General features: G+C 61.4%; 19 protein-coding genes. 14 read left to right on the forward strand and 5 right to left on the reverse strand.

The features are described 5' to 3' along the window. Positions 1 to 307 precede the first annotated feature (307 nt). From AAEZ06_RS18385 to AAEZ06_RS18430, 10 genes are read left to right on the forward strand one after another with little or no spacing between them, the layout of a single operon-like run. The gene (locus AAEZ06_RS18385; RefSeq protein ID WP_149414977.1) at positions 308 to 910 is read left to right on the forward strand and encodes a transposase; all 603 of its coding nucleotides are present in this window, start codon (positions 308 to 310) and stop codon (positions 908 to 910) included. A 59-nt stretch (positions 911 to 969) separates the two neighbouring features. Then, positions 970 to 2,568, forward strand: coding sequence for a ShlB/FhaC/HecB family hemolysin secretion/activation protein (locus tag AAEZ06_RS18390; protein WP_149414975.1), 1,599 nt, complete (start codon positions 970 to 972; stop codon positions 2,566 to 2,568). A gap of 24 nt (positions 2,569 to 2,592) precedes the next feature. Then, positions 2,593 to 4,401 carry a DUF2341 domain-containing protein gene (locus AAEZ06_RS18395; RefSeq protein ID WP_350615496.1) on the forward strand — a complete coding sequence of 603 codons (1,809 nt, stop codon included), beginning with the start codon at positions 2,593 to 2,595 and terminating at the stop codon, positions 4,399 to 4,401. An 11-nt stretch (positions 4,402 to 4,412) separates the two neighbouring features. Further along, positions 4,413 to 4,838: an ExbD/TolR family protein gene (locus AAEZ06_RS18400; protein ID WP_133103182.1), complete on the forward strand. Its 426-nt coding sequence runs from the start codon at positions 4,413 to 4,415 to the stop codon at positions 4,836 to 4,838. A 3-nt stretch (positions 4,839 to 4,841) separates the two neighbouring features. After that, positions 4,842 to 5,558: an energy transducer TonB family protein gene (locus tag AAEZ06_RS18405; RefSeq protein WP_350615498.1), complete on the forward strand. Its 717-nt coding sequence runs from the start codon at positions 4,842 to 4,844 to the stop codon at positions 5,556 to 5,558. A 39-nt stretch (positions 5,559 to 5,597) separates the two neighbouring features. Then, positions 5,598 to 7,301, forward strand: a complete 1,704-nt coding sequence (locus AAEZ06_RS18410) for a putative porin (RefSeq protein WP_149414972.1) — start codon at positions 5,598 to 5,600, stop codon at positions 7,299 to 7,301. An 18-nt stretch (positions 7,302 to 7,319) separates the two neighbouring features. After that, positions 7,320 to 7,955 (forward strand): DNA repair protein, encoded by a 636-nt coding sequence (locus AAEZ06_RS18415; protein ID WP_149414971.1) that lies wholly within the window; start codon positions 7,320 to 7,322, stop codon positions 7,953 to 7,955. 14 nt (positions 7,956 to 7,969) lie between these two features. Then, entirely contained in the window at positions 7,970 to 8,458 is a 489-nt protein-coding gene (locus tag AAEZ06_RS18420; RefSeq protein WP_149414970.1) for a YbjN domain-containing protein, read from the forward strand. Continuing rightward, positions 8,455 to 9,390, forward strand: coding sequence for a peptidylprolyl isomerase (locus tag AAEZ06_RS18425; protein ID WP_350615501.1), 936 nt, complete (start codon positions 8,455 to 8,457; stop codon positions 9,388 to 9,390). Before AAEZ06_RS18420 ends, AAEZ06_RS18425 begins: the two co-directional genes overlap by 4 nt. 50 nt (positions 9,391 to 9,440) lie before the next feature. Next, positions 9,441 to 10,418: a LysR family transcriptional regulator gene (locus AAEZ06_RS18430; protein WP_350615503.1), complete on the forward strand. Its 978-nt coding sequence runs from the start codon at positions 9,441 to 9,443 to the stop codon at positions 10,416 to 10,418. A 47-nt stretch (positions 10,419 to 10,465) separates the two neighbouring features. On the opposite strand, the gene AAEZ06_RS18435 is transcribed toward AAEZ06_RS18430, so the two are convergent. Genes AAEZ06_RS18435 through AAEZ06_RS18450 form a run of 4 tightly spaced genes read right to left on the reverse strand, consistent with a single transcriptional unit; the run spans position 10,466 to position 13,541 of the window. After that, positions 10,466 to 11,788, reverse strand: coding sequence for a 4Fe-4S binding protein (locus AAEZ06_RS18435; protein WP_350615676.1), 1,323 nt, complete (start codon positions 11,786 to 11,788; stop codon positions 10,466 to 10,468). Positions 11,789 to 11,820: 32 nt separating this feature from the next. Then, positions 11,821 to 12,663, reverse strand: a complete 843-nt coding sequence (locus AAEZ06_RS18440) for an FTR1 family iron permease (RefSeq protein ID WP_149414967.1) — start codon at positions 12,661 to 12,663, stop codon at positions 11,821 to 11,823. A gap of 17 nt (positions 12,664 to 12,680) precedes the next feature. Further along, the gene (locus tag AAEZ06_RS18445) at positions 12,681 to 13,010 is read right to left on the reverse strand and encodes a cupredoxin domain-containing protein (protein WP_149414966.1); all 330 of its coding nucleotides are present in this window, start codon (positions 13,008 to 13,010) and stop codon (positions 12,681 to 12,683) included. Further along, complete coding sequence (locus AAEZ06_RS18450; RefSeq protein ID WP_149414965.1) at positions 13,011 to 13,541, reverse strand: iron transporter; 531 nt, start codon at positions 13,539 to 13,541, stop codon at positions 13,011 to 13,013. It abuts the gene before it with no gap. A 179-nt stretch (positions 13,542 to 13,720) separates the two neighbouring features. Between AAEZ06_RS18450 and AAEZ06_RS18455 the strand changes: the two genes are divergently transcribed. The 3 genes from AAEZ06_RS18455 (at position 13,721) to AAEZ06_RS18465 (ending at position 15,716) form a co-directional block, all read left to right on the forward strand. Next, positions 13,721 to 13,930 (forward strand): DUF3079 domain-containing protein, encoded by a 210-nt coding sequence (locus AAEZ06_RS18455; protein WP_149414964.1) that lies wholly within the window; start codon positions 13,721 to 13,723, stop codon positions 13,928 to 13,930. Positions 13,931 to 14,189: 259 nt separating this feature from the next. Further along, on the forward strand, positions 14,190 to 14,411 hold the full coding sequence (locus tag AAEZ06_RS18460) for a PLD nuclease N-terminal domain-containing protein (RefSeq protein WP_350615506.1): 222 nt from the start codon (positions 14,190 to 14,192) through the stop codon (positions 14,409 to 14,411). Positions 14,412 to 14,564: 153 nt separating this feature from the next. Then, positions 14,565 to 15,716: an alpha-hydroxy acid oxidase gene (locus AAEZ06_RS18465; RefSeq protein ID WP_133103194.1), complete on the forward strand. Its 1,152-nt coding sequence runs from the start codon at positions 14,565 to 14,567 to the stop codon at positions 15,714 to 15,716. 296 nt (positions 15,717 to 16,012) lie between these two features. Here the strand turns inward: AAEZ06_RS18465 and AAEZ06_RS18470 are convergent, their stop codons facing one another. Then, positions 16,013 to 17,155: a GGDEF domain-containing protein gene (locus AAEZ06_RS18470; protein ID WP_350615509.1), complete on the reverse strand. Its 1,143-nt coding sequence runs from the start codon at positions 17,153 to 17,155 to the stop codon at positions 16,013 to 16,015. 199 nt (positions 17,156 to 17,354) lie between these two features. Here AAEZ06_RS18470 and AAEZ06_RS18475 point away from each other — a divergent pair, with 199 nt between their 5' ends. Further along, positions 17,355 to 17,951: an NUDIX hydrolase gene (locus AAEZ06_RS18475; protein ID WP_350615511.1), complete on the forward strand. Its 597-nt coding sequence runs from the start codon at positions 17,355 to 17,357 to the stop codon at positions 17,949 to 17,951. The last annotated feature ends 4 nt before the right edge of the window (positions 17,952 to 17,955 follow it).

Raw genomic sequence — 17,955 nt, forward strand, 5'->3', positions numbered from 1 at the left:
CGAGAGACTTTGCAGAGGTTTACAAGGCCGGGGAGTAGAGGTTATCTGGCCGCGTGGTAGGACGTTTCGTTAAAAAACAGCGTGGGTTCAAACCTCCGGACCCTAAGTAGCCGTTACCGCAGCAACGGATATGCACTCCAACAAAAAAAACCGGCCCGCTACCAGCCCGCCCCCGAATGAAGCTTTTATGACAAAAGTTCGGTAGCTCCACCCCACCCCCGTCTTGCCTATGTAACGCGCTTGAGACCGCCGCAAGGCGCTTTTTCAGCCGGTAGCAGCAAGCCAGGAGTAGGGCGGGATGGGCACTATGGAACGTTACTCAAAAGTAGGCATGCAAGAGCTCGATCAGCGCCTGTCGAAGATCGTCGAGGCCGCGCGCAAAAAGCCGATTTCGGTCTATCGCTACGGCGCGCCGTGGGTTTGGATCGTTTCCCAGGACGACTGGCAAGGCGCCCTGAAAGAAGTCTCCAACTACATCCCCGCAGGCCACTCGCTGGTGCTGCTGCGCCCGCAGATCGACGAGGTGTTCGACCAGCACCGCGACCTGCTCCAGGCCCTCAACACCGAGCCGGGCATGTTGATTGCTCCCCGCACCGTGCTGCAAATCCTTTTGCTGCAACTGCTGTATTCGGTCCCCAGCGACCAGCAACTGCACGAACAGCTCAACTACAACCTGCTGTTCCGCTGGTTCGTCGGCCTGGACCTCCACCAGAAAGTTTGGGGCATCAACGTCCTGCAACGCGACATCGCCACGCTGCTGGACAACCCGCAGGCGGTGCAACTGATCCAGAAAATCATCGGTGAAGTGTTCTGTGGTGCCTTGCTGCACATGCCGGAGTTCTCGCTGAACTTCGCCTTGCTGCATACCTGGCTGGCACGGCACGTCCACACCAAGGCATCCAGCCATTGAGCAGGCCAAACGCTGTGCAGACAGCGACGGCGAATATTTTCAGCAATCTAGGGGGCGGTGTGGAGCATCTGTTCAAGTCAACGCTGGCGCTGTGCTGGCTGACGCTGGTAGCACTGGCGCAGCCGGTGCAGGCCGAGGAGGAGGGCGCCGAGCCCCAGGCTCCGGTGCGGCTGGTGGACGTCAATGAGTACTTCGTGCGCGGCAATACCGTGCTCGATGCCCGGGCCATCGAGGAGGCGGTGTACCCGTTCCTGGGGCCGCAAAAAAACCTGGGAGATATCGAGGGTGCTCGCGATGCCTTGCAGAAGATCTACCAGGAACGCGGCTACCAGTCGGTGTTTGTCGAGCTGCCGGAGCAGAAGGTCGATGACGGCATCGTCTACCTGCAAGTCAGTGAGACCACGGTCGGTCGGGTGCGGGTGGTTGGTGCCAAGCACTATTCGCCCGTTGAAATCCGCGACGAAGTTCCCGCGCTCAAGGAAGGGGCCGTACCGGATTTCGCCCGCGTACAAACCCAGTTGGCTGGCCTCAATCGCGGCGCCGGGCGCCAGGTCACGCCGCTGGTGCGCGAAGGCCAGCGCCCCGGCACCATGGACGTCGACCTGCAAGTCGAAGACAAGAATCCCTGGCACGCCAGTATCGGCCTGAACAACGACTACAGCGCCGACACCGAGAAGCTGCGCAGCGTCACCACCCTGGGTTACGACAACCTCTGGCAACTGGGCCACATCGTTTCCCTGACTTACTTCACGGCGCCCCAGGACAGTGAAAACGCGAAGGTCTGGTCGGGCTCCTATAGCGCGCCGTTGAGCGAGCGCTGGACCTTGCAGTTCTCCGGTTATCAGTCCGACAGCAACATCGCGACCATCGGCGGCAGCAACGTCCTCGGCAAGGGCCACTCCTACGGTGTGTCGGCCATTTACATCCTGCCGGCGGCGGGCAACTGGGCCAACTCGCTGTCGGTGGGGGTGGACTTCAAGGACTTCGATGAGCAGATGAAGTTTGGCGCCAGCAGCGATCAGATTCCACTCAAGTACGCACCATTGACCTTCGGCTACAACGGCTACCGCTACAGCGACAACTCGCAACTGGGGCTGGGTTTGAACCTGGTGGTCGGCACCCGGGCATTTTTCGGCTACGGCAGCGATGACGAAGAGTTCCAGTACAAACGTGACAAAGCCAGCCCCAGTTTTGCCGTGCTTAAGGGCGACCTGAATTACACCTACACCTTTACCGGCGACTGGCAGTCGGCGTCCAAGGCCGGTTTCCAGTTGGCCTCAGGGCCCCTGGTATCCAACGAGCAGTACTCCGCTGGCGGCGCTACTTCGATACGCGGGTACCTGGCCGCCGAGCGCACCGGCGATGAGGGCTACCTGTTATCCCAGGAACTGCGCACGCCGTCCCTGGCCAAGTTTCTCGGCAGTTATGTGCAGGAGTGGCGCTTCTACGCCTTCGCCGAAGGCGCTCGCTTGCGCCTGCATGACCCACTCCCCGAGCAAGAAGATGAATACAGCCTGGCCAGTGTCGGCCTGGGCACCCGCGCCAGTTTGAGCAAGTGGTTGTCCGGCAGCCTGGATTGGGGCTATCCGCTGCTCGATGGACCAAACACCCAGAAACAGGACTCGCGACTGCACTTCAGTGTGCAGGCGACTTTCTGACCCTTTTTACGGAGATCCCTTCACATGCAACGCCTATTTCTGAGCCTGTTGATCTGCCTGGGCTTCGCGCTCCCGGCCACCGCCCATGCCTGGTGGCAGGACGACTGGCATTACCGCAAGCAAATTTCGGTGGACACCACCCCCCAGGGAGCGGCGATCAACCAGGCCCTGGGCCGCACCGCATTGTTGGTGCGTCTGCACACCGGCAACTTCACCTTCGACGGGGTCAAGGACGACGGCGCCGACCTGCGCTTTGTCAGCGCCGACGACAAGACCGTATTCAACCACCAGATCGAAAGCTTTGACCCGCTGATGGGCATAGCGTTGATCTGGGTTGATGTGCCCAAGGTCGAAGGCGCCCAGCGCCAGGACCTGTGGATGTACTACGGCAACCAGAAGGCCCCGGCCACCGCCAACGGTCAACTGACGTTCGATCCAAACTACACCGCGCTCTACCATTTTGACGGTGCCAACGGCACGCCGCCCCGCGACACCACGGTCTACGGCAACACCGCGCTGAACGCTATCGGCGCCAGCATCGACGGGGTGATCGGTCGTGCATTGCAGTTCAACGGCCAGCCGTTGCTGCTGCCCGCCAGCCCATCGCTGCAACACAACGCCGGCAGCGCGTTTACCTTCAGTGCCTGGCTGCGTCTGGACCAGGCCAATGGTGAACAAGTGGTGCTGGCCCGTCGCGAAGGCGCAGTCAGCCTGCTGCTGGGCTTGAACCAAGGCATGCCGTTCGTGGAAATCGACGGCCAGCGCGCGGTATCGACCCAGCCGCTGAACCCAGGCCAATGGCAGCACCTGGCACTGACGGCCGAGGGCGACAAGGTGACGCTGTATGTCAATGGCCGCGAAACCGCGACCTTGGCCATGGCGATGCCGGCGTTCAATTCGCAGTTGGCCATCGGTGCTGATTTGCCGGAAGCGGTCAGCAGCTTCCTGCCATTGGCCGGGGCCATGGATGAACTGCGCCTGTCCAAGGTCGCTCGTCCGGCCAACCTGTTGCTGGCTGATGCCGGCGCCCAGGGCGCCCAGGGCGCCGAGTCGAAACTGGTGGCTTACGGGGTCGATGAAGAGCAGTCGGGCTTCGGTTTTGGCAGCCTGGGTTTCTTGCTCAACGCCGTGCCGGTGGATGCCTGGGTGATCATCCTGGTGCTGGTGGCGATGATGTTTCAGTCGTGGGTCATTATGATCCGCAAAAACCGCATGGTTAGCCGGGTCAGCAGCGCCAACGAGATCTTCCGCGAACAGTTTTCGCAGATCGGTACACGGTTGGAAATGTACTACGACGACGCTGTGCTGGCCGAGCGGTTGACCTATTCCTCGCTGTGGCGCCTGTACCGCGTGGCGGTCAAGGAAATTCGTACCCGACGTGCCCAGGGCGCCGACACCACGTCGGTCTCGGCGGCAACCATCGAGGCCATCCGCTGCTCCATGGATGGCGTGCGCACCCGCGAAAACCAGCAACTGAGTTCCAAGCTCTCGACGCTTTCCAACGCCATCGCCGGTGGCCCGTATATCGGCCTGCTGGGTACGGTGCTGGGGATCATGGTGGTGTTCCTTGGCACGGCCATGGCCGGCGATGTGAACATCAACGCCATCGCCCCCGGCATGGCGGCGGCCTTGCTGGCCACGGCCATGGGCCTGTTCGTCGCGATTCCGGCGCTGTTTGGCTACAACCGGCTGATTACCCGCAACAAGGAAGTCAGCGCCGACATGCGCGTATTTGTCGACGAGTTCATCACTCGCCTGGCGGAGATGCACGGCGAAAGCCAGTCCAGTGAAGTGGCGCATACGCGCGGCCACCACGTCACCGTATCGGCCTGAGGAGAACCCGCATGGCTTCCGTGAATGCCTCCCACGACGATGACGATGATGCGCCCGTCGACAGCATCAATATCACGCCCCTGGTGGACGTGCTGATGGTGGTACTGGTGATGTTTATCCTTACCGCCACCGCCCAGGTCTCGGGGATTCAGATCCACTTGCCCAAGGCCAGTGCTTCGGTGTCGCTGTCCGAGGCCAAGACCAAGGCCATTTCGGTGAATGACGGCGGCCAGGTGTTCCTCGACGCCTACCCGGTGACCCTCGGTGAGCTGGAAGAGCGCCTGCGCATCGAGAAGGCGCTGAACCCGGATTTTCCGGTGATCGTGCGCGGCGATGCCCTGGTGCAGTACCAGAAGGTGATCGAGGTGCTCGACTTGCTGCGCCGGCTTGAGCTGTCCCAGGTCGGGCTGGTCACCGGCAAACCGAGCCAGGGCTGAGCCATGACCGCACAGATCCCGAGCCCGCCCATGCCTGTGAAAAACAAGCCGACGTTGCGCCTGCTGAAGTGGGGCGCAGGCCTGCTGCTGGGCGCCGTGGCGGCCTGGTTCCTCTGGCAATGGGCCAATGACATGAGCGGCGTGCGCCGTGAAGCGCCCAAGGTGCCAATGATTATTCCGTTGCCACCACCGCCACCACCGCCACCACCGCCACCGGAAAAACCCAAGGAGCCCGAGCCCCAGGTGGAAGAAACGGTGCCTGAGCCAGAACCAACGCCCACCCCCGACGAGGTCAAACCCGAGGAAGAAGCTCCACCAAGCCCCGCCGATGACCTGGCCAACCCGATGCAAATCGACGGTGATGCCCAGGCTGGGAACGACGGTTTCAACATCGGCGCAGGCAAGGGCGGCGGCATGGCCGGCTCTGGTGGTGGTGGCTTGGGAACCGGGACGTTCAAGCAGTACCTGGCCGGCGTCTTCCAGCGCCTGCTGCGTGAAGACCCGCAGCTGCGCAAGAAGGCCTACGCGGTCCAGGCCGATTTGTGGTTGAGCGCTGATGGCCAAGTCACCCGCGTGGAGCTTGCGAAGTCCAGCGGCGATGCCCAGACCGACGCCCAGATATTGGCAGCCTTGCGTGCCACGCCGCGCTTCAAGGAGCGCACGCCGGCCTCGCTGACCCTGCCGGTACGCCTGTCTCTCAAGGGCCGGCGCCCGGATTGATCGAACCCTTTTTGCAGTTTCTACAGGAGTTGTGTGCAGATGATTTTCCACGTGAATCGATTGACCCTGGCGGTCGGCATGGTCATCGCGACCCTGGTCGGCCAGGCGGCGGCAGCCCCGGCTGCGCCTTCGCAAAACGCCACGATCAACCTGATCCGCCTGCTGGTGCAGCAAGGTGTGCTCAAGCAGGAACAGGCCGAAGGGTTGATTGCCCAGGCCGAAAATGAGGCAGTGCAAGCACGTCAGGCCAGTACCGCCACAGCGGCGGCAGCAGCAGGCCCGGCCACGGCGGCGGGGGACGTGCGGGTGCAGTATGTACCGGCGGCAGTGCGTGACCAGATTCGCGACCAGGTCAAGGCCGAGGTCATGGCCACCGCCAAGCAGGAAAACTGGGCCCAGCCCAACACTTTCCCCGACTGGGTCTCGCGCATCAGCTTCGACGGCGACATCCGCCTGCGGGACGAGTCGCGGTTCTTCTCGGGCAGTAACAGCAATGAAATCGTCGACTACGCCAAGCTCAACGAGAGCGGCCCCTACGACGTCAACAAAAACACCAATACCCGGCTACCGCCCCTGCTCAACACCCGTGAAGACCGCGACAACCTGTTCCGCCTGCGCGCTCGCCTGGGCATGAAAGCCATCATCTCGCCGGAATGGACCGCCGGCATTCGCATCGGCACGGGCTCCGACAACAACCCGGTCTCCACCACCCAAACCTTGGGCGGCGGCTTTGGCAAGAAAGACATCTGGCTTGACCAGGGCTACCTGACCTGGAAAGCCACCCAAGACCTGACGTTGACGGGTGGGCGGATCGCAAACCCGTTCTATTCCACCGACATGATGTACTCCAACGACCTCAACTTCGACGGTGTGGCAGCAATCTTCAATCACAGACTCAACAACGACTGGGGCGTGTTCGGCACCCTCGGCGCGTTCCCGGTGGAATACAGCTCCGACACCGCCAGCAGCAACGGTTTCGACAAGGAAGACAGCGACAATAAATGGCTGTTTGGCGGACAGATTGGCGCCAACTGGAAGATCAACCGCAGCAACAGCCTCAAGGGTGCGTTGGCCTACTACCGCTTCGACGATATCGAAGGGCAGCGCTCCAGCCCGTGCTCGCCGTGGGCCGGTGCGCCGGGTTGCGACACCGACGGCTCGCGCGTGGCCTTCATGCAAAAGGGCAACAGCGTGTTCCTGCTGCGCAATATCAACGCCAACCCAGCCACCCCTGGGCTGACCCCGCAACCGCAGTACGTGGGCCTCGCCTCCAAGTTTGATGTACTGGACCTGAACCTGGTGTGGGACAGCGAGTTGCCGGACGACCTCAAGCTGCGTAGCCAGACCAACTTCATTCACAACCTGGCCTACGACAAGGGCGAGATGCTCAAACGCAGCGAAGGCGAGATCGTCAACAACATTAACCGCAAGGGCGAATTCGAAAGCGGCGCCAATGCCTTGATGGTGCAGTTCACCCTGGGCAGCGCGCTGGAGATGAAAAAGGCCGGCGACTGGAACCTGTTGGCCGGCTACAAGTACATCCAGCCCGATGCGTTGCCAGACGGCTTTAACGATTCCTCGTTCCACCTGGGTGGCACCAACGCCAAGGGTTATTTCATCGGTGGCAACTACGGCATCGACAAGAATATCTACGCCAGTGCCCGTTGGCTCAGCGCCTCCGAAGTGTATGGCGCGCCGTTTGAAGTCGACGTCATGCAGCTGGAAATCAACACGCGCTTTTGACGCGCAGGGAGACGCCACATGAACACGCGAATTTGCGGGCTGCTGTTGGTCCTAGGCTGCCTGGCCGCCAGCGGCGCCTCGGCCGAAGGCATGGAGGAACGCTTGCGCACCCAACTGCGCAGCACCACCGCGCAGTTGCAGACGTTGCAAAGCGAACAGGCCCAGGCCGCTGCCGCACGCATCGCCGCCGAAAACCAGGCCAAACAGGCTCAGGTGCAAATCAAGCAATTAACCGCTGAGCTGGACAAGGCCCGGGGCGTCGCCGAGCAACTGGCCGGCCAGCAACAAAGCCTGCACAGCCAAGCCCAGGCTCAGGTGACTGCGAGTAATGAACAGACCGGCAAGTTCAAGAAAGCCTACGAGGAATTGCTGGTCATGGCCCGTGGCAAAGAGACCGAGCGGGCGCTCTTGCAAGTGCAATTAACCGAACGTGACACACAAGTGCAGCAATGTTCAGCCAAGAATCAACAGATGTACGGCGTGGCCCAGCAGTTGCTCGCGGCCTACGAAAAAATCGATGTGGCCCAGGTGATGAGCATTCGCCAACCCTTCGCCAGCAGCGCTCGGGTCAAGTTTGAAGAAATGGCCCAGGGCTTTGGCGACGATCTGTACAAAACCCGTTTTGATGCCCCCCAGGCAGGCGTTAATCACTGATCAACAAGGAAGAGATGACCATGAGCGAATTGATTACCAGCGTCACCCCCCAGAGCCTGACCGAGTTGCTGCAAGAAGCCGGTTATCGGGTCAACCAGACTGAACAGAACGGCATCGTGCAGTTACTCAGCGCCAGCCAGGGCATTGGCTTTGCCGTGCGCTTCGGCAACCCGGCGGCAGAGCAGTCCAGCTACGTGGACTTCACCTACAGCTGCGCGCTGCGGGTTCAGGGCCAGTTGCCCGAGGGCCTGGCCCAGGTGTGGAATGCATCACGGAGATTTGCGCGACTGTCGTTGCAGGGCGAGTTTTTGTTGATGGAAATGGACGTGGTAGTGGCCGGCGTCGGCGCCACTCACTTGCGCAGCCAGTTGGAGCTGTGGGATCGGCTGTTGCAGGAATTTATCGTCTACCTGCGTGAGTACAGCCAGCAGGCCGCCCAGCTTCAGGCTCAGGCCGAAGACGCACCTGCCGTGGATACCCGTGAAGAGGCGCCTGCCCTGTGAAAAAACCAACCCTGGTGGTCGGCGCCGGTGCGCTGGCCCTGCTGGTGGTGGCGGTGGGCTTGAGCCTGCGGCCGGGCAGCGACCCGGTCGCCGCCCAGCAACCGGCGCCTGCTGTCAGCCTTGATGGACCCGCGGTGGCGCGGCTGGGCAATCAACAGGTTGCACTGCCCGAACTCCAGGCCTTGCTGGCGACCTTGCCGGCCGATTCCCGCGAGCAGTTGCGCGGCAATCGTGGCGCCCTGGAAGCCTGGATTCGTTCGCGCTTGGCGCAAAAAGCGGTACTCGAACAAGCCGATGCCCAAGGCTGGCGCCAGCGCCCGGAGGTGGAGCAGAAAACCCGCGCAGCCACCGAGCAGATCGTGTTTCGCGACTACATGTTGTCGGTCAGCCAGGTGCCGGCCGATTACCCAAGTGCTGGGGAGTTGCAACAGGCCTATGACAGCGGCAAGGCGCAGTGGGTGACGCCGCCGTTGTACCAGGTCAGTCAGATTTTCCTTGCGGTGAATGATTCGCAAATGGTCGAAACGGTGCGCCGCCAGGCCCAGGAATTGAGCCGCCGTGCCCAGTCGGCGCCGGGTGAGTTTGGTGCCTTGGCCAGCCAGTATTCCCAGGACCCCGACAGCGCCCAGCGCGGTGGCGATTCCGGTCTACAACCGTTGCAGCAACTGGTACCGGAGGTGCGCGCTGCGGTCTCGCGCCTGAAAATGGGCGCGGTGTCGGACGTGGTGCAGAGTGCGGCGGGCTTTCATGTGCTCAAACTCACCGGGCAACAGCCGGCGCGCACTGCCAGCCTCGACGAACTACGCGAACGCCTGACTCAGGCACTGCGTGCGCAACGCCAGGAACAGATCGCCAAGGCCTACCTGGAAGGCATGCTCAACACCGCCACCCTGAGCATTGATGGCGCCGAGTTGAACAAGGTTCTGGAGTAACCGGCCACTGCACGCATGGATGCACAGACCCATCAGACAGGGAGTCCCTCATGGCCTATTTAGAACCCGCTGCACCCCAAGGTATGACGCCATACCGTGCGCCTGGCGAAGGGCGAGAGACCTGGCTGGCCGTGGCTGCCACTATCGACCCGGAGGTGGCCCGTTACTTCCTGATCAGCGCCCGTTGCGGCTGCTTCATGCAGGCGGCCCGCAGCCTCAATATCAAGGCGACGCTGTTGCGTAAACGGCTGGCGCAGTTGGAGGAGCAAATGCGCCGCACGCTGTTCAGCTACCAGGGCAACGTCCTGGCCCTCAGTCGCGACGGCCAGCAGTTGCAGGCGCGGCTGATTGCCCTGGCCCATGAGCGGCGCTTGCCGGTGATCGAGCAGCCGTTGATTCGCCTGGCGGTTGCCGAGTCGATCCTGCACGACATTATCGGCCGCGACCTGATCGCGCTGCTGCGGCGCAACGCCAGTGTACGGCTGGACATTATCTCCATCGACAGTCAACTGTCGTTGCAGGCCGTGGAGGCCGACGTGGTGCTGTGGCTGGCAGGCATCGACTCGCCTGAGCCGGGGCCGAGCTTTGCCACACAAGCACCGCAAGCCCTGGCTCGCTTGGATTACCTGCCCCATATCGCCAAGCGCTACTCGCGGCTGGCGGCGCGACCGGACAGCGTTGATGATCTGGCCGATTACATGCTGGTGCAATGGCAGCACGACCGGCAGATCGAAGCCTTGCGGCCCTGGAACAATGTGGTGGAACAGCGCCTGGCCGGAGTGGTACAGGTGCAGGCGTATCCGTTGATGCTGGAGATGATTCGTTGCAGCGCCTGCATCGGTTTACTGCCGCGCTATATGAGCTGCTTTGACCGTGGCTTGACGGCCTTGCCGGGGTTGTTTGCCCAGAGTATGCAGCGTCAGGTGTGGATGGCGGTCAATGCCCAGGTTGAGCACCTGCAGGAGGTGGAGTTGATTGTTGAGCTGGTCCTTAATACGTTTCGGGAGCGGGGGGAGTGGTTTGATTGAGGGGGTTTTTGTGTATGTCCGTTACCCCCCATAACGGATATATACAGTCAACTCCACCCCCAAAACTGCAACCACCAACCATGCCCGACCAGCCCGATGCCCAGCAGCAGGCAAAACCATGCACTCGCGCGCGGCGCCAGGGCAATATCCTTGAGTTGCCGCCATCCCAGCCACAAGCACCAGCCCATCGCGGCGGCCAGTAACAGCCCCCGCGCCGGCTGCACCCATTCCAGCAATAGCCCTTCGTAGCGCAGCAATTTCACCGTGGTCGCCGACAGCCCCAGAAACAGCCCCGCACCACCGAGGGGCGTAAGGGTCAGCGCCAGAGGCCAATACAGCGTGCGATCACCGGCAAGGCGTGCAGCCAGGCGCAGCAGGATCAGCAACCCACCGCCGATCAGCAATGAAGAGGCCCCCAGATAAACCACAATACAAAACCCATCCAGCCAACTGAAGCTGTCATTGGCTTGTGGGTAATGCGTCAGCAGCCACCAGGGCGCCGTGTCCTGCAACGGCCACAGCCAATCGCGCTCCACCAGCCACTGCGCCAGAAACTGCTTGAGACCAATAAACCATGGGCTGACCGTCCACTGAAACGCGCCCATCGCCAAGCCGATCACACCAAACAGCAACAGCCGCGCATCCCACACTGATGCTGGCCTGTGCGGTGCCTGGAGGATTTCTTCGTTACACGAGCGAGCGATCAACTGCACCGCGCCACGTTGCCCGCTGCAACGCCCACAGGCATGGCAAGTACTGGCGCCTTGCAGGCGACGGATGTCCAGCAAGGGGGCGCAATTGGGCAATGGCAGGCGTGGGCCATCGTTGGCTTTCCAGCGTTGTTCGTTCACCTGGAAATGCATCGGCGCCAGGCGGGCGAGGAGGGCGAAGACGCCGCTGACCGGGCACAGGTAGCGACACCAGACCCGCTTGCCACGCCCGAACAGCAAGCCGACGATCACCGCGGCGACCGTGGACCCGCCAAGGATCAGCAGCGCCGCCTGGGCGTAGTCATAGACGCTGATCAACTGGCCATAGAGGGTGGTCAGGAAAAACCCCAACGTCGGCCAGCCACCCCAGCGCAGGCTGCCGGGAATGCGCAGGCCGCGACCATGGTTGCTGGCCCATTCGCTGAGCGATCCTTCCGGACAGAGTACGCCGCACCACAGGCGCCCAAACAGCACTATCGACAGCAGCACAAACGGCCACCAGATGCCCCAGAACAGGAATTGTGCCAGCAGCACCAGGTTATCCAGTATACGTGCCTGGCTATCGGGCAAAGGCAGTAGCGTGGGGAGCAACAGCAGGCCAGCGTAAAACAGCACCACTGTCCATTGTGCGAGGCGAATCAGCCGGGCATGACGGCGCATGCCATCGCCAAAACGCTGCAACCAGGGGGTATTCACAATGACGCTCGACGGGTCTGATGCAGGCCGCAGCCCACCAGCAACCAGTAGCCAGCGAGCACCAGCAGGGTGACGACGCTGGGTGTCGCCCGGTAACCAGCAAACCCGGCGAGCACGGCGCCGACACCATGACTGTCGCTGAGCAGGGCGCTGCTGTCCCACCAGGCTTCACCGAAGCTTGCGTAGACCCATTCGGGCATGTCCATCGCCAGCAATTGCCCGCCAATGCGTTCAGCGGCGGCCACCAGCAAGGCGGCGCCCAGCAGCAACAGCAGGGCTTCGCTGAGGGCGAAAAAGCGTGACCAGGAGATGAAACGACGGGTGCTGCGTAACAGCATCACCGTCAAGCCCGCCAGTATCAGCCCCAATACGCCGCCGAGAGCGAACAGACCCAGCGCTGGGCCGTGCAAGTGTGCGCCGGCGCCGAACAGGAAGACCACGGTTTCGCTGCCTTCGCGACTGACCGCCAACAGCGCCAGTAACAACAACCCCAGGCCGCCCTGGCGTGCCAAGCGCTGGTCGGCGTCCCGCAGCAGCGTGTGCTTGAGAGTGGGGCCGTGGCGGTGCATCCAGAACACCATCTGCACCATCAACAGGCTGGCGACCAGGGTCAGCACGGCCTGGAACCATTCGCCGCTGGCGCCGCTCATGGCGTCGCCGGCCCACAGCATCAGGCCGGCCAGTAGCCCGGAGCACAGCAGCCCCAGGATCACGCCCGCCCACAGGAAACGGCCCAGGCGCGAGCCGTCGGGTCGCTGGCTGATCCAGGCCTGGAGGATGCCGATCACCAGCAACGCCTCGACGCTTTCGCGCCAGACGATAAACATTGATTGATTCATCAAACGCTCCAGGGCCGTTATTGGGCGAGGATGCTGCCTTCGGGCAACTGTGAATTGAATTCGTCGAAGAACGGGTACTCGCCAGGTTTGAGGGGATGGATCACCACAAAGGTGGTCACTCCCGGCGACAGCACTTTTTCCACCCGCAACGGCGTGCTTTCAAACTCGGCCGGGCCCTGGCCGATGTTCTTGAGCACGATCTTGAAGCGCTCCCCGGCGGGCACCTTGAGTTGCGCCGGGCTGAAGTGACCGTCTTGCAGGGTCAGTTCATAGGTGGGCAACGGTGCAGCCAGGGCCGTGCTGCCGGCCACCAGCATCAGGCCGCCCAAAACCAGGGAGCGGGTCATTCAATAACCGCCTTTTTTGCCGATGCCGGCGTAGACGAACTCGTAGTGCAACTCGCAACGCTCGAACCAGGGAGCGACGCCGGTTTCCTTGTCGGTGTGGCGGCCCAGGGAGGCGTGACCACTGGGCGGCAGGATGGTGAAGGTCAGCTTGTACTTACCAGGACCTTGCAGTTTGACGTTGTCGCCGTAGTGCGGACCGTCATTGGCCACCATGGCGTGAAAGTCACCGCTGATAGGGGTGGCGCTGCCTTGTTTTTCCAGACGGAATGACACGGTCAGGTACGGCACGAAGCTGCCTTCCTGGAAACCTTGCTGGTTGTCGGCGGTGGCGCGGATATCGGCTTCCAGGTGCACGTCGGAATCGGCGGTGGCGCGCATCATGCCTGCGGGCGCCATTTCAATCGGTTGCAGGTACACCGCGCCGACTTCCAGCCCAGGACACATCTGCGGTTCGCCAATGGGGTACTCCTTGGCGAAGGCTGTGGATGTCGACAACAGCAGGGCCAGTGACAGCGTGAAGGGGATACGCATGGAATGCTTCCTGATAGGGGGAAATTTTGACCCGAGTCTAGAAACTTTCACTGTAAATAATAATGATTCCTGTCAAGTTTTCAGGAGATATTTACCTGGTGGTTCTTGACGTTGATCAAGGTCGTGAAACGATCGTGGCGCTAGGCTCGAATCACTGCCCGTCACCATGGAGCCAGGTCATGGCCAAGCCCTTTCCCCTGCATCCCAAGCATCCCGAACGTATCTGCTGGGGCTGCGACCGCTACTGCGCGACCACTGACCTGGCTTGTGGCAATGGCGCCGACCGCACCATGCATCCGGCAGAGATGATCGGGGACGACTGGTACCTGCATGGCGACTGGGGGATTGATCCGTTGATTGCCACTGACAAGGTGCCCGAGCCTGGCTGACAACAGCGCTGGACATAGATAGGCAACGGCCTCGGCACAATGTGCGCCCTGAAAGGAACTCAGCCAGGGAACGCCATGGTTCGCAACGCAAAATCCCACCTGCTATTTACCCCCCTCAGCCAATATCGAACTCAAGCTCTGGTGCGATGGGAACCCTGGTCATCCTTCCTGCCAGTGGGTGTGAGCCGGGGCCTGCAATTTTTAATGAACCCTCGCGCCCGTTGCCGGACCTAAGCCTTGAGACCTCAGGAGGTGAATCATGCAAATAGAATACGTTTGGATCGTTCTGGCGGCGCTATTGGTGCTGTCGGAGTTATGGGCGATCAATTGTGTACTGCGCAGTGGCAGTCGCTCCGAGACCAAATTGCTATGGGTGGTGGTGATTGTATTTGCTCCGCTGCTGGGGCTGATTCTCTGGGCGGTCACCGGGCCAAAAGGCGCGACCAAAGGGGCGTCCGGCCCTGAGCACAGCAAAACCTGACAGGGAATGGGCAAAGCAAACAGGCGCCGAGGCGCCTGTGTTCTTGTGCGTTACCGACGCCATTACCCGCTGGGGACGAAGGCACCATTGGTGATACCCATGCCCGCCACAGCCGGTTACTCTCTGGGTTCAGTTCAGGGAGAGGTGGCATCGATGACGCTGATCACTACGATCGAAGACTTGCGCAAGCTGGCACAAAAACGCGTACCGCGAATGTTCTACGACTACGCCGACTCCGGCTCGTGGACCGAGAGTACCTACCGCGCCAATGAAACGGATTTTGCCCAGATCAAGTTTCGCCAGCGGGTGGCACGCAATATCGACGAGCGCTCGATACGCACCACCATGATCGGCCAGGACATGGCCATGCCGGTGGCACTGGCTCCCACCGGGCTTGCCGGCATGCAGCATGCCGATGGCGAAATCCTCACCGCCCGTGCGGCTGCGGCGTTTGGCCTGCGTTATACCTTGTCGACCATGAGCATCTGCTCGCTTGAGGACATTGCCGAACACGTCGGCAAGCCGTTCTGGTTCCAGCTGTATGTGATGCGCGACCGCGCCTTTATCGAACAATTGATTGAGCGGGCCAAGGCCGCTGGCGTTGATGCGCTGGTGTTGACCCTGGACCTGCAAATCCTCGGGCAACGCCACAAGGACCTGGTCAATGGCCTGTCGGCGCCGCCCAAGCTGACCCTGCCCAATATCCTCAACATGATGACCAAACCTCGTTGGGCCATGGGCATGCTTGGCACCAAGCGCCACGGTTTCGGCAACATTGTCGGGCACGTCAAGGGCGTGGCGGACATGAGTTCCCTGTCGTCCTGGACGGCCCAGCAATTCGACCCGCGCCTGAGTTGGGCCGATGTCGAATGGATCAAGCGTTGCTGGGGCGGCAAGTTGATCATCAAGGGTATTCTCGATGTGGAAGATGCTCGGTTGGCGGCGGATTCCGGCGCTGATGCCTTGGTGGTGAGCAACCACGGCGGGCGTCAGCTCGATGGCGCGCCGTCGAGCATCAGCCAGTTGCCGGCCATCGTCGAGGCGGTGGGTGAACGCATCGAAGTGTGGCTCGACGGCGGCATTCGTTCCGGCCAGGACGTGCTCAAGGCTATGGCCCTGGGCGCCAAGGGCACGATGATCGGTCGCCCGCATTTGTATGGCTTGGGGGCGATGGGTGAAGCGGGTGTCACCAAGGCCCTGGATATCATTGCGCGGGAGCTGGATGTGTCAATGGCGTTGTGCGGCTATAACGATATTCGCAATGTGAACCGGGAGATTTTGCTGCCGGGCACTTTCCCCCAATAAAAATGCTTCCAGCGCAAAAAGAGTTGTCCACGAAAACCGTGGGTATCTCTGTGGATAACCTTGCGCGAGCCCGGTGGGGATGGCTATTTAACGTAAGGTTAATATTTGATCAGGCAACGTTGCAGGCCCGTATAGGGCGGGCTTGCGCTTGACACGCGCAGGCAAAACCGGTGCCGGATCAGCTTATGTCGCGTTGCCGCCGCGTGTAGGAACAGGCCCGGCAACCTGCGCGGGCATCTTCGCTTGCAGTAAGCCATTAAGGGCCTGGCGATACGACACCGGTTCAGGACAGATGCCTAGTCCATCTGGACGCGGTTGCGTCCCCGATCCTTGGCCCGATACAGGGCTTGATCGGCTTGCGAAAGCAGGCGCGAAAGGTCGTAGCAAACCGGGGTCGTCGTTACGACGCCGATGCTCACACTCAGGAATCCCGGCGCCAACAGGTCCAGGTTGGCAAACTCCTGGCGAATGCGCTCGGCCACGTGGATGGCGCCTTGTTTATCGGTGTCGGCCAGCAGGCAAGCAAACTCTTCCCCGCCAATGCGGGCGAACAGGTCGTTTTTGCGCAACGCTGACTGGGTCACTCGGCTGAAGGCAATCAACGCCTGGTCGCCCATGGGATGGCCAAAACTGTCGTTCAAACGCTTGAAGTGGTCCAGGTCGCAGAGCAGCAGCGCCACGCTGGTGGCGCGTTGCTGGCTGTTGGTTAACAGTTGCTCGCCGTAGAGCATGAAGGCCCGGCGATTGCCGATTCCCGTCAGCACGTCGCTGAAGGCGGCGGCCTTGAACCGCAGTTCGGCCCGCTCCTTGACCATCGCCAGGGTTACGTAGGCAATGCCGATGGCATACAACATGGATTCAAACAGCATGAAGGAAAAAAACGATACCCCTTCACCCAGCAAGGCATGCTCGCTCTTGATGGGCAGCCCTCGATCGATGAGGCTACGCATGCAGTAGAAAGAGGAGTGCCAAACGGTCAGGACCAGCGCCGGCATGTAGGCGACTTCAAGGGCCTTGCGATGACGCCACAGCTCCAGGGCCGACAGCACGCCATAGCTGGCCGCCAGTAGCGAATACAGGGAGACCCGTGCGGACATTGAGCCGTAGAACTGCGGCACCAGGCACATCACCAGCCACAGGCCGGCGCCACCAAAGATGCCCGGCACACAGGGTTGGCGCCCGACAAACAGGCGCATGGCCGTCCAGTTCATTGCGGCGCTCAACAGCAGCACGATGTTACCCAGGATCAGCGCAACGAAATCCATGCCCACGCCGCGCACCACGATAAGCCCTGTGCCCAGGGAGGCGAGCAGCAGCATGACACCCAGGTAGCCCAGGGTTGGCTCACGCACACGGCTCCAGGCGTGAACGGTCAGCAGGCCCATCAGGCAAAAAATGAACACCGAGACCATCAGCAGTGTTGGAATGTGCAGCATCATGTCCTTGACCCCGCAAACGCACTGTCGAGATACCCCCTGAGGGACGCCTGGAAGTGGCGCAGCCTGGCTCTTGAGCCGTCAGCGGGATGAAGATGGGGCGCGATTGTAGCCGGATCTACGGGGTGTTGCGCCATCGTCCGCTTGACGATGCGCGAGCGGCAACGACATGCTCCATATCCCAAGGAAAAAAGGCCTGGTCATGGACAACAGCTCTGTACGCATCACTGCTGAAGAAACCCTCTCGGACAACTGGTACCTGCTGAAAAAATACAGCTTTGACCTACGCCGTCGCGACGGCAGCTGGCAGGCACAGACCCGCGAGGTCTACGACCGTGGCAACGGCGCAACCATCCTGCTGTACAACGCCCTGCAACGCACCGTGCTGTTGATCCGCCAGTTCCGTATGCCGACGTTCGTCAACGGCCACGATGGCTACCTGATCGAATCCGCAGCGGGGTTGCTTGACAACGCCAGCCCCGAGGAACGCATTCGCCTGGAAGCAGAGGAAGAAACCGGCTACCGGGTCGGGCATGTGGAAAAGATCTATTCGGCCTTTATGAGCCCAGGCTCGGTGACCGAACGCATTCATTTCTTTATTGGCCAATACCAGCCCAGTGACCGTGTGGGGGATGGCGGTGGCCTGGAAGATGAGGGCGAAGATATCGAGGTCTTGGAGCTGGGGTTTGAAGAGGCGATTGCCATGGTGGAGCGTGGTGAGATCGTTGATGGCAAGACCATCATGTTGCTGCAGTACCTGGAGTTACGGTTGCTCAAGGCGGCGTTGTCTGCGGATTAACGGT

The organism is Pseudomonas sp. HY7a-MNA-CIBAN-0227 (assembly GCF_040310325.1).
Classification (GTDB): Bacteria; Pseudomonadota; Gammaproteobacteria; order Pseudomonadales; family Pseudomonadaceae; genus Aquipseudomonas.

Coding starts and splice junctions, on each gene's coding strand:
- AAEZ06_RS18440 (WP_149414967.1), bottom strand. CDS start 12,663: ATGAATCAATCAATGTTTATCGTCTGGCGCGAAAGCGTCGAGGCGTTG.
- AAEZ06_RS18430 (WP_350615503.1), top strand. CDS start 9,441: ATGGCCTATTTAGAACCCGCTGCACCCCAAGGTATGACGCCATACCGT.
- AAEZ06_RS18420 (WP_149414970.1), top strand. CDS start 7,970: ATGACCATGAGCGAATTGATTACCAGCGTCACCCCCCAGAGCCTGACC.
- AAEZ06_RS18410 (WP_149414972.1), top strand. CDS start 5,598: ATGATTTTCCACGTGAATCGATTGACCCTGGCGGTCGGCATGGTCATC.
- AAEZ06_RS18415 (WP_149414971.1), top strand. CDS start 7,320: ATGAACACGCGAATTTGCGGGCTGCTGTTGGTCCTAGGCTGCCTGGCC.
- AAEZ06_RS18445 (WP_149414966.1), bottom strand. CDS start 13,010: ATGACCCGCTCCCTGGTTTTGGGCGGCCTGATGCTGGTGGCCGGCAGC.
- AAEZ06_RS18475 (WP_350615511.1), top strand. CDS start 17,355: ATGGACAACAGCTCTGTACGCATCACTGCTGAAGAAACCCTCTCGGAC.
- AAEZ06_RS18455 (WP_149414964.1), top strand. CDS start 13,721: ATGGCCAAGCCCTTTCCCCTGCATCCCAAGCATCCCGAACGTATCTGC.
- AAEZ06_RS18470 (WP_350615509.1), bottom strand. CDS start 17,155: ATGATGCTGCACATTCCAACACTGCTGATGGTCTCGGTGTTCATTTTT.
- AAEZ06_RS18400 (WP_133103182.1), top strand. CDS start 4,413: ATGGCTTCCGTGAATGCCTCCCACGACGATGACGATGATGCGCCCGTC.
- AAEZ06_RS18465 (WP_133103194.1), top strand. CDS start 14,565: ATGACGCTGATCACTACGATCGAAGACTTGCGCAAGCTGGCACAAAAA.
- AAEZ06_RS18435 (WP_350615676.1), bottom strand. CDS start 11,788: ATGCGCCGTCATGCCCGGCTGATTCGCCTCGCACAATGGACAGTGGTG.
- AAEZ06_RS18385 (WP_149414977.1), top strand. CDS start 308: ATGGAACGTTACTCAAAAGTAGGCATGCAAGAGCTCGATCAGCGCCTG.
- AAEZ06_RS18460 (WP_350615506.1), top strand. CDS start 14,190: ATGCAAATAGAATACGTTTGGATCGTTCTGGCGGCGCTATTGGTGCTG.
- AAEZ06_RS18450 (WP_149414965.1), bottom strand. CDS start 13,541: ATGCGTATCCCCTTCACGCTGTCACTGGCCCTGCTGTTGTCGACATCC.
- AAEZ06_RS18405 (WP_350615498.1), top strand. CDS start 4,842: ATGACCGCACAGATCCCGAGCCCGCCCATGCCTGTGAAAAACAAGCCG.
- AAEZ06_RS18395 (WP_350615496.1), top strand. CDS start 2,593: ATGCAACGCCTATTTCTGAGCCTGTTGATCTGCCTGGGCTTCGCGCTC.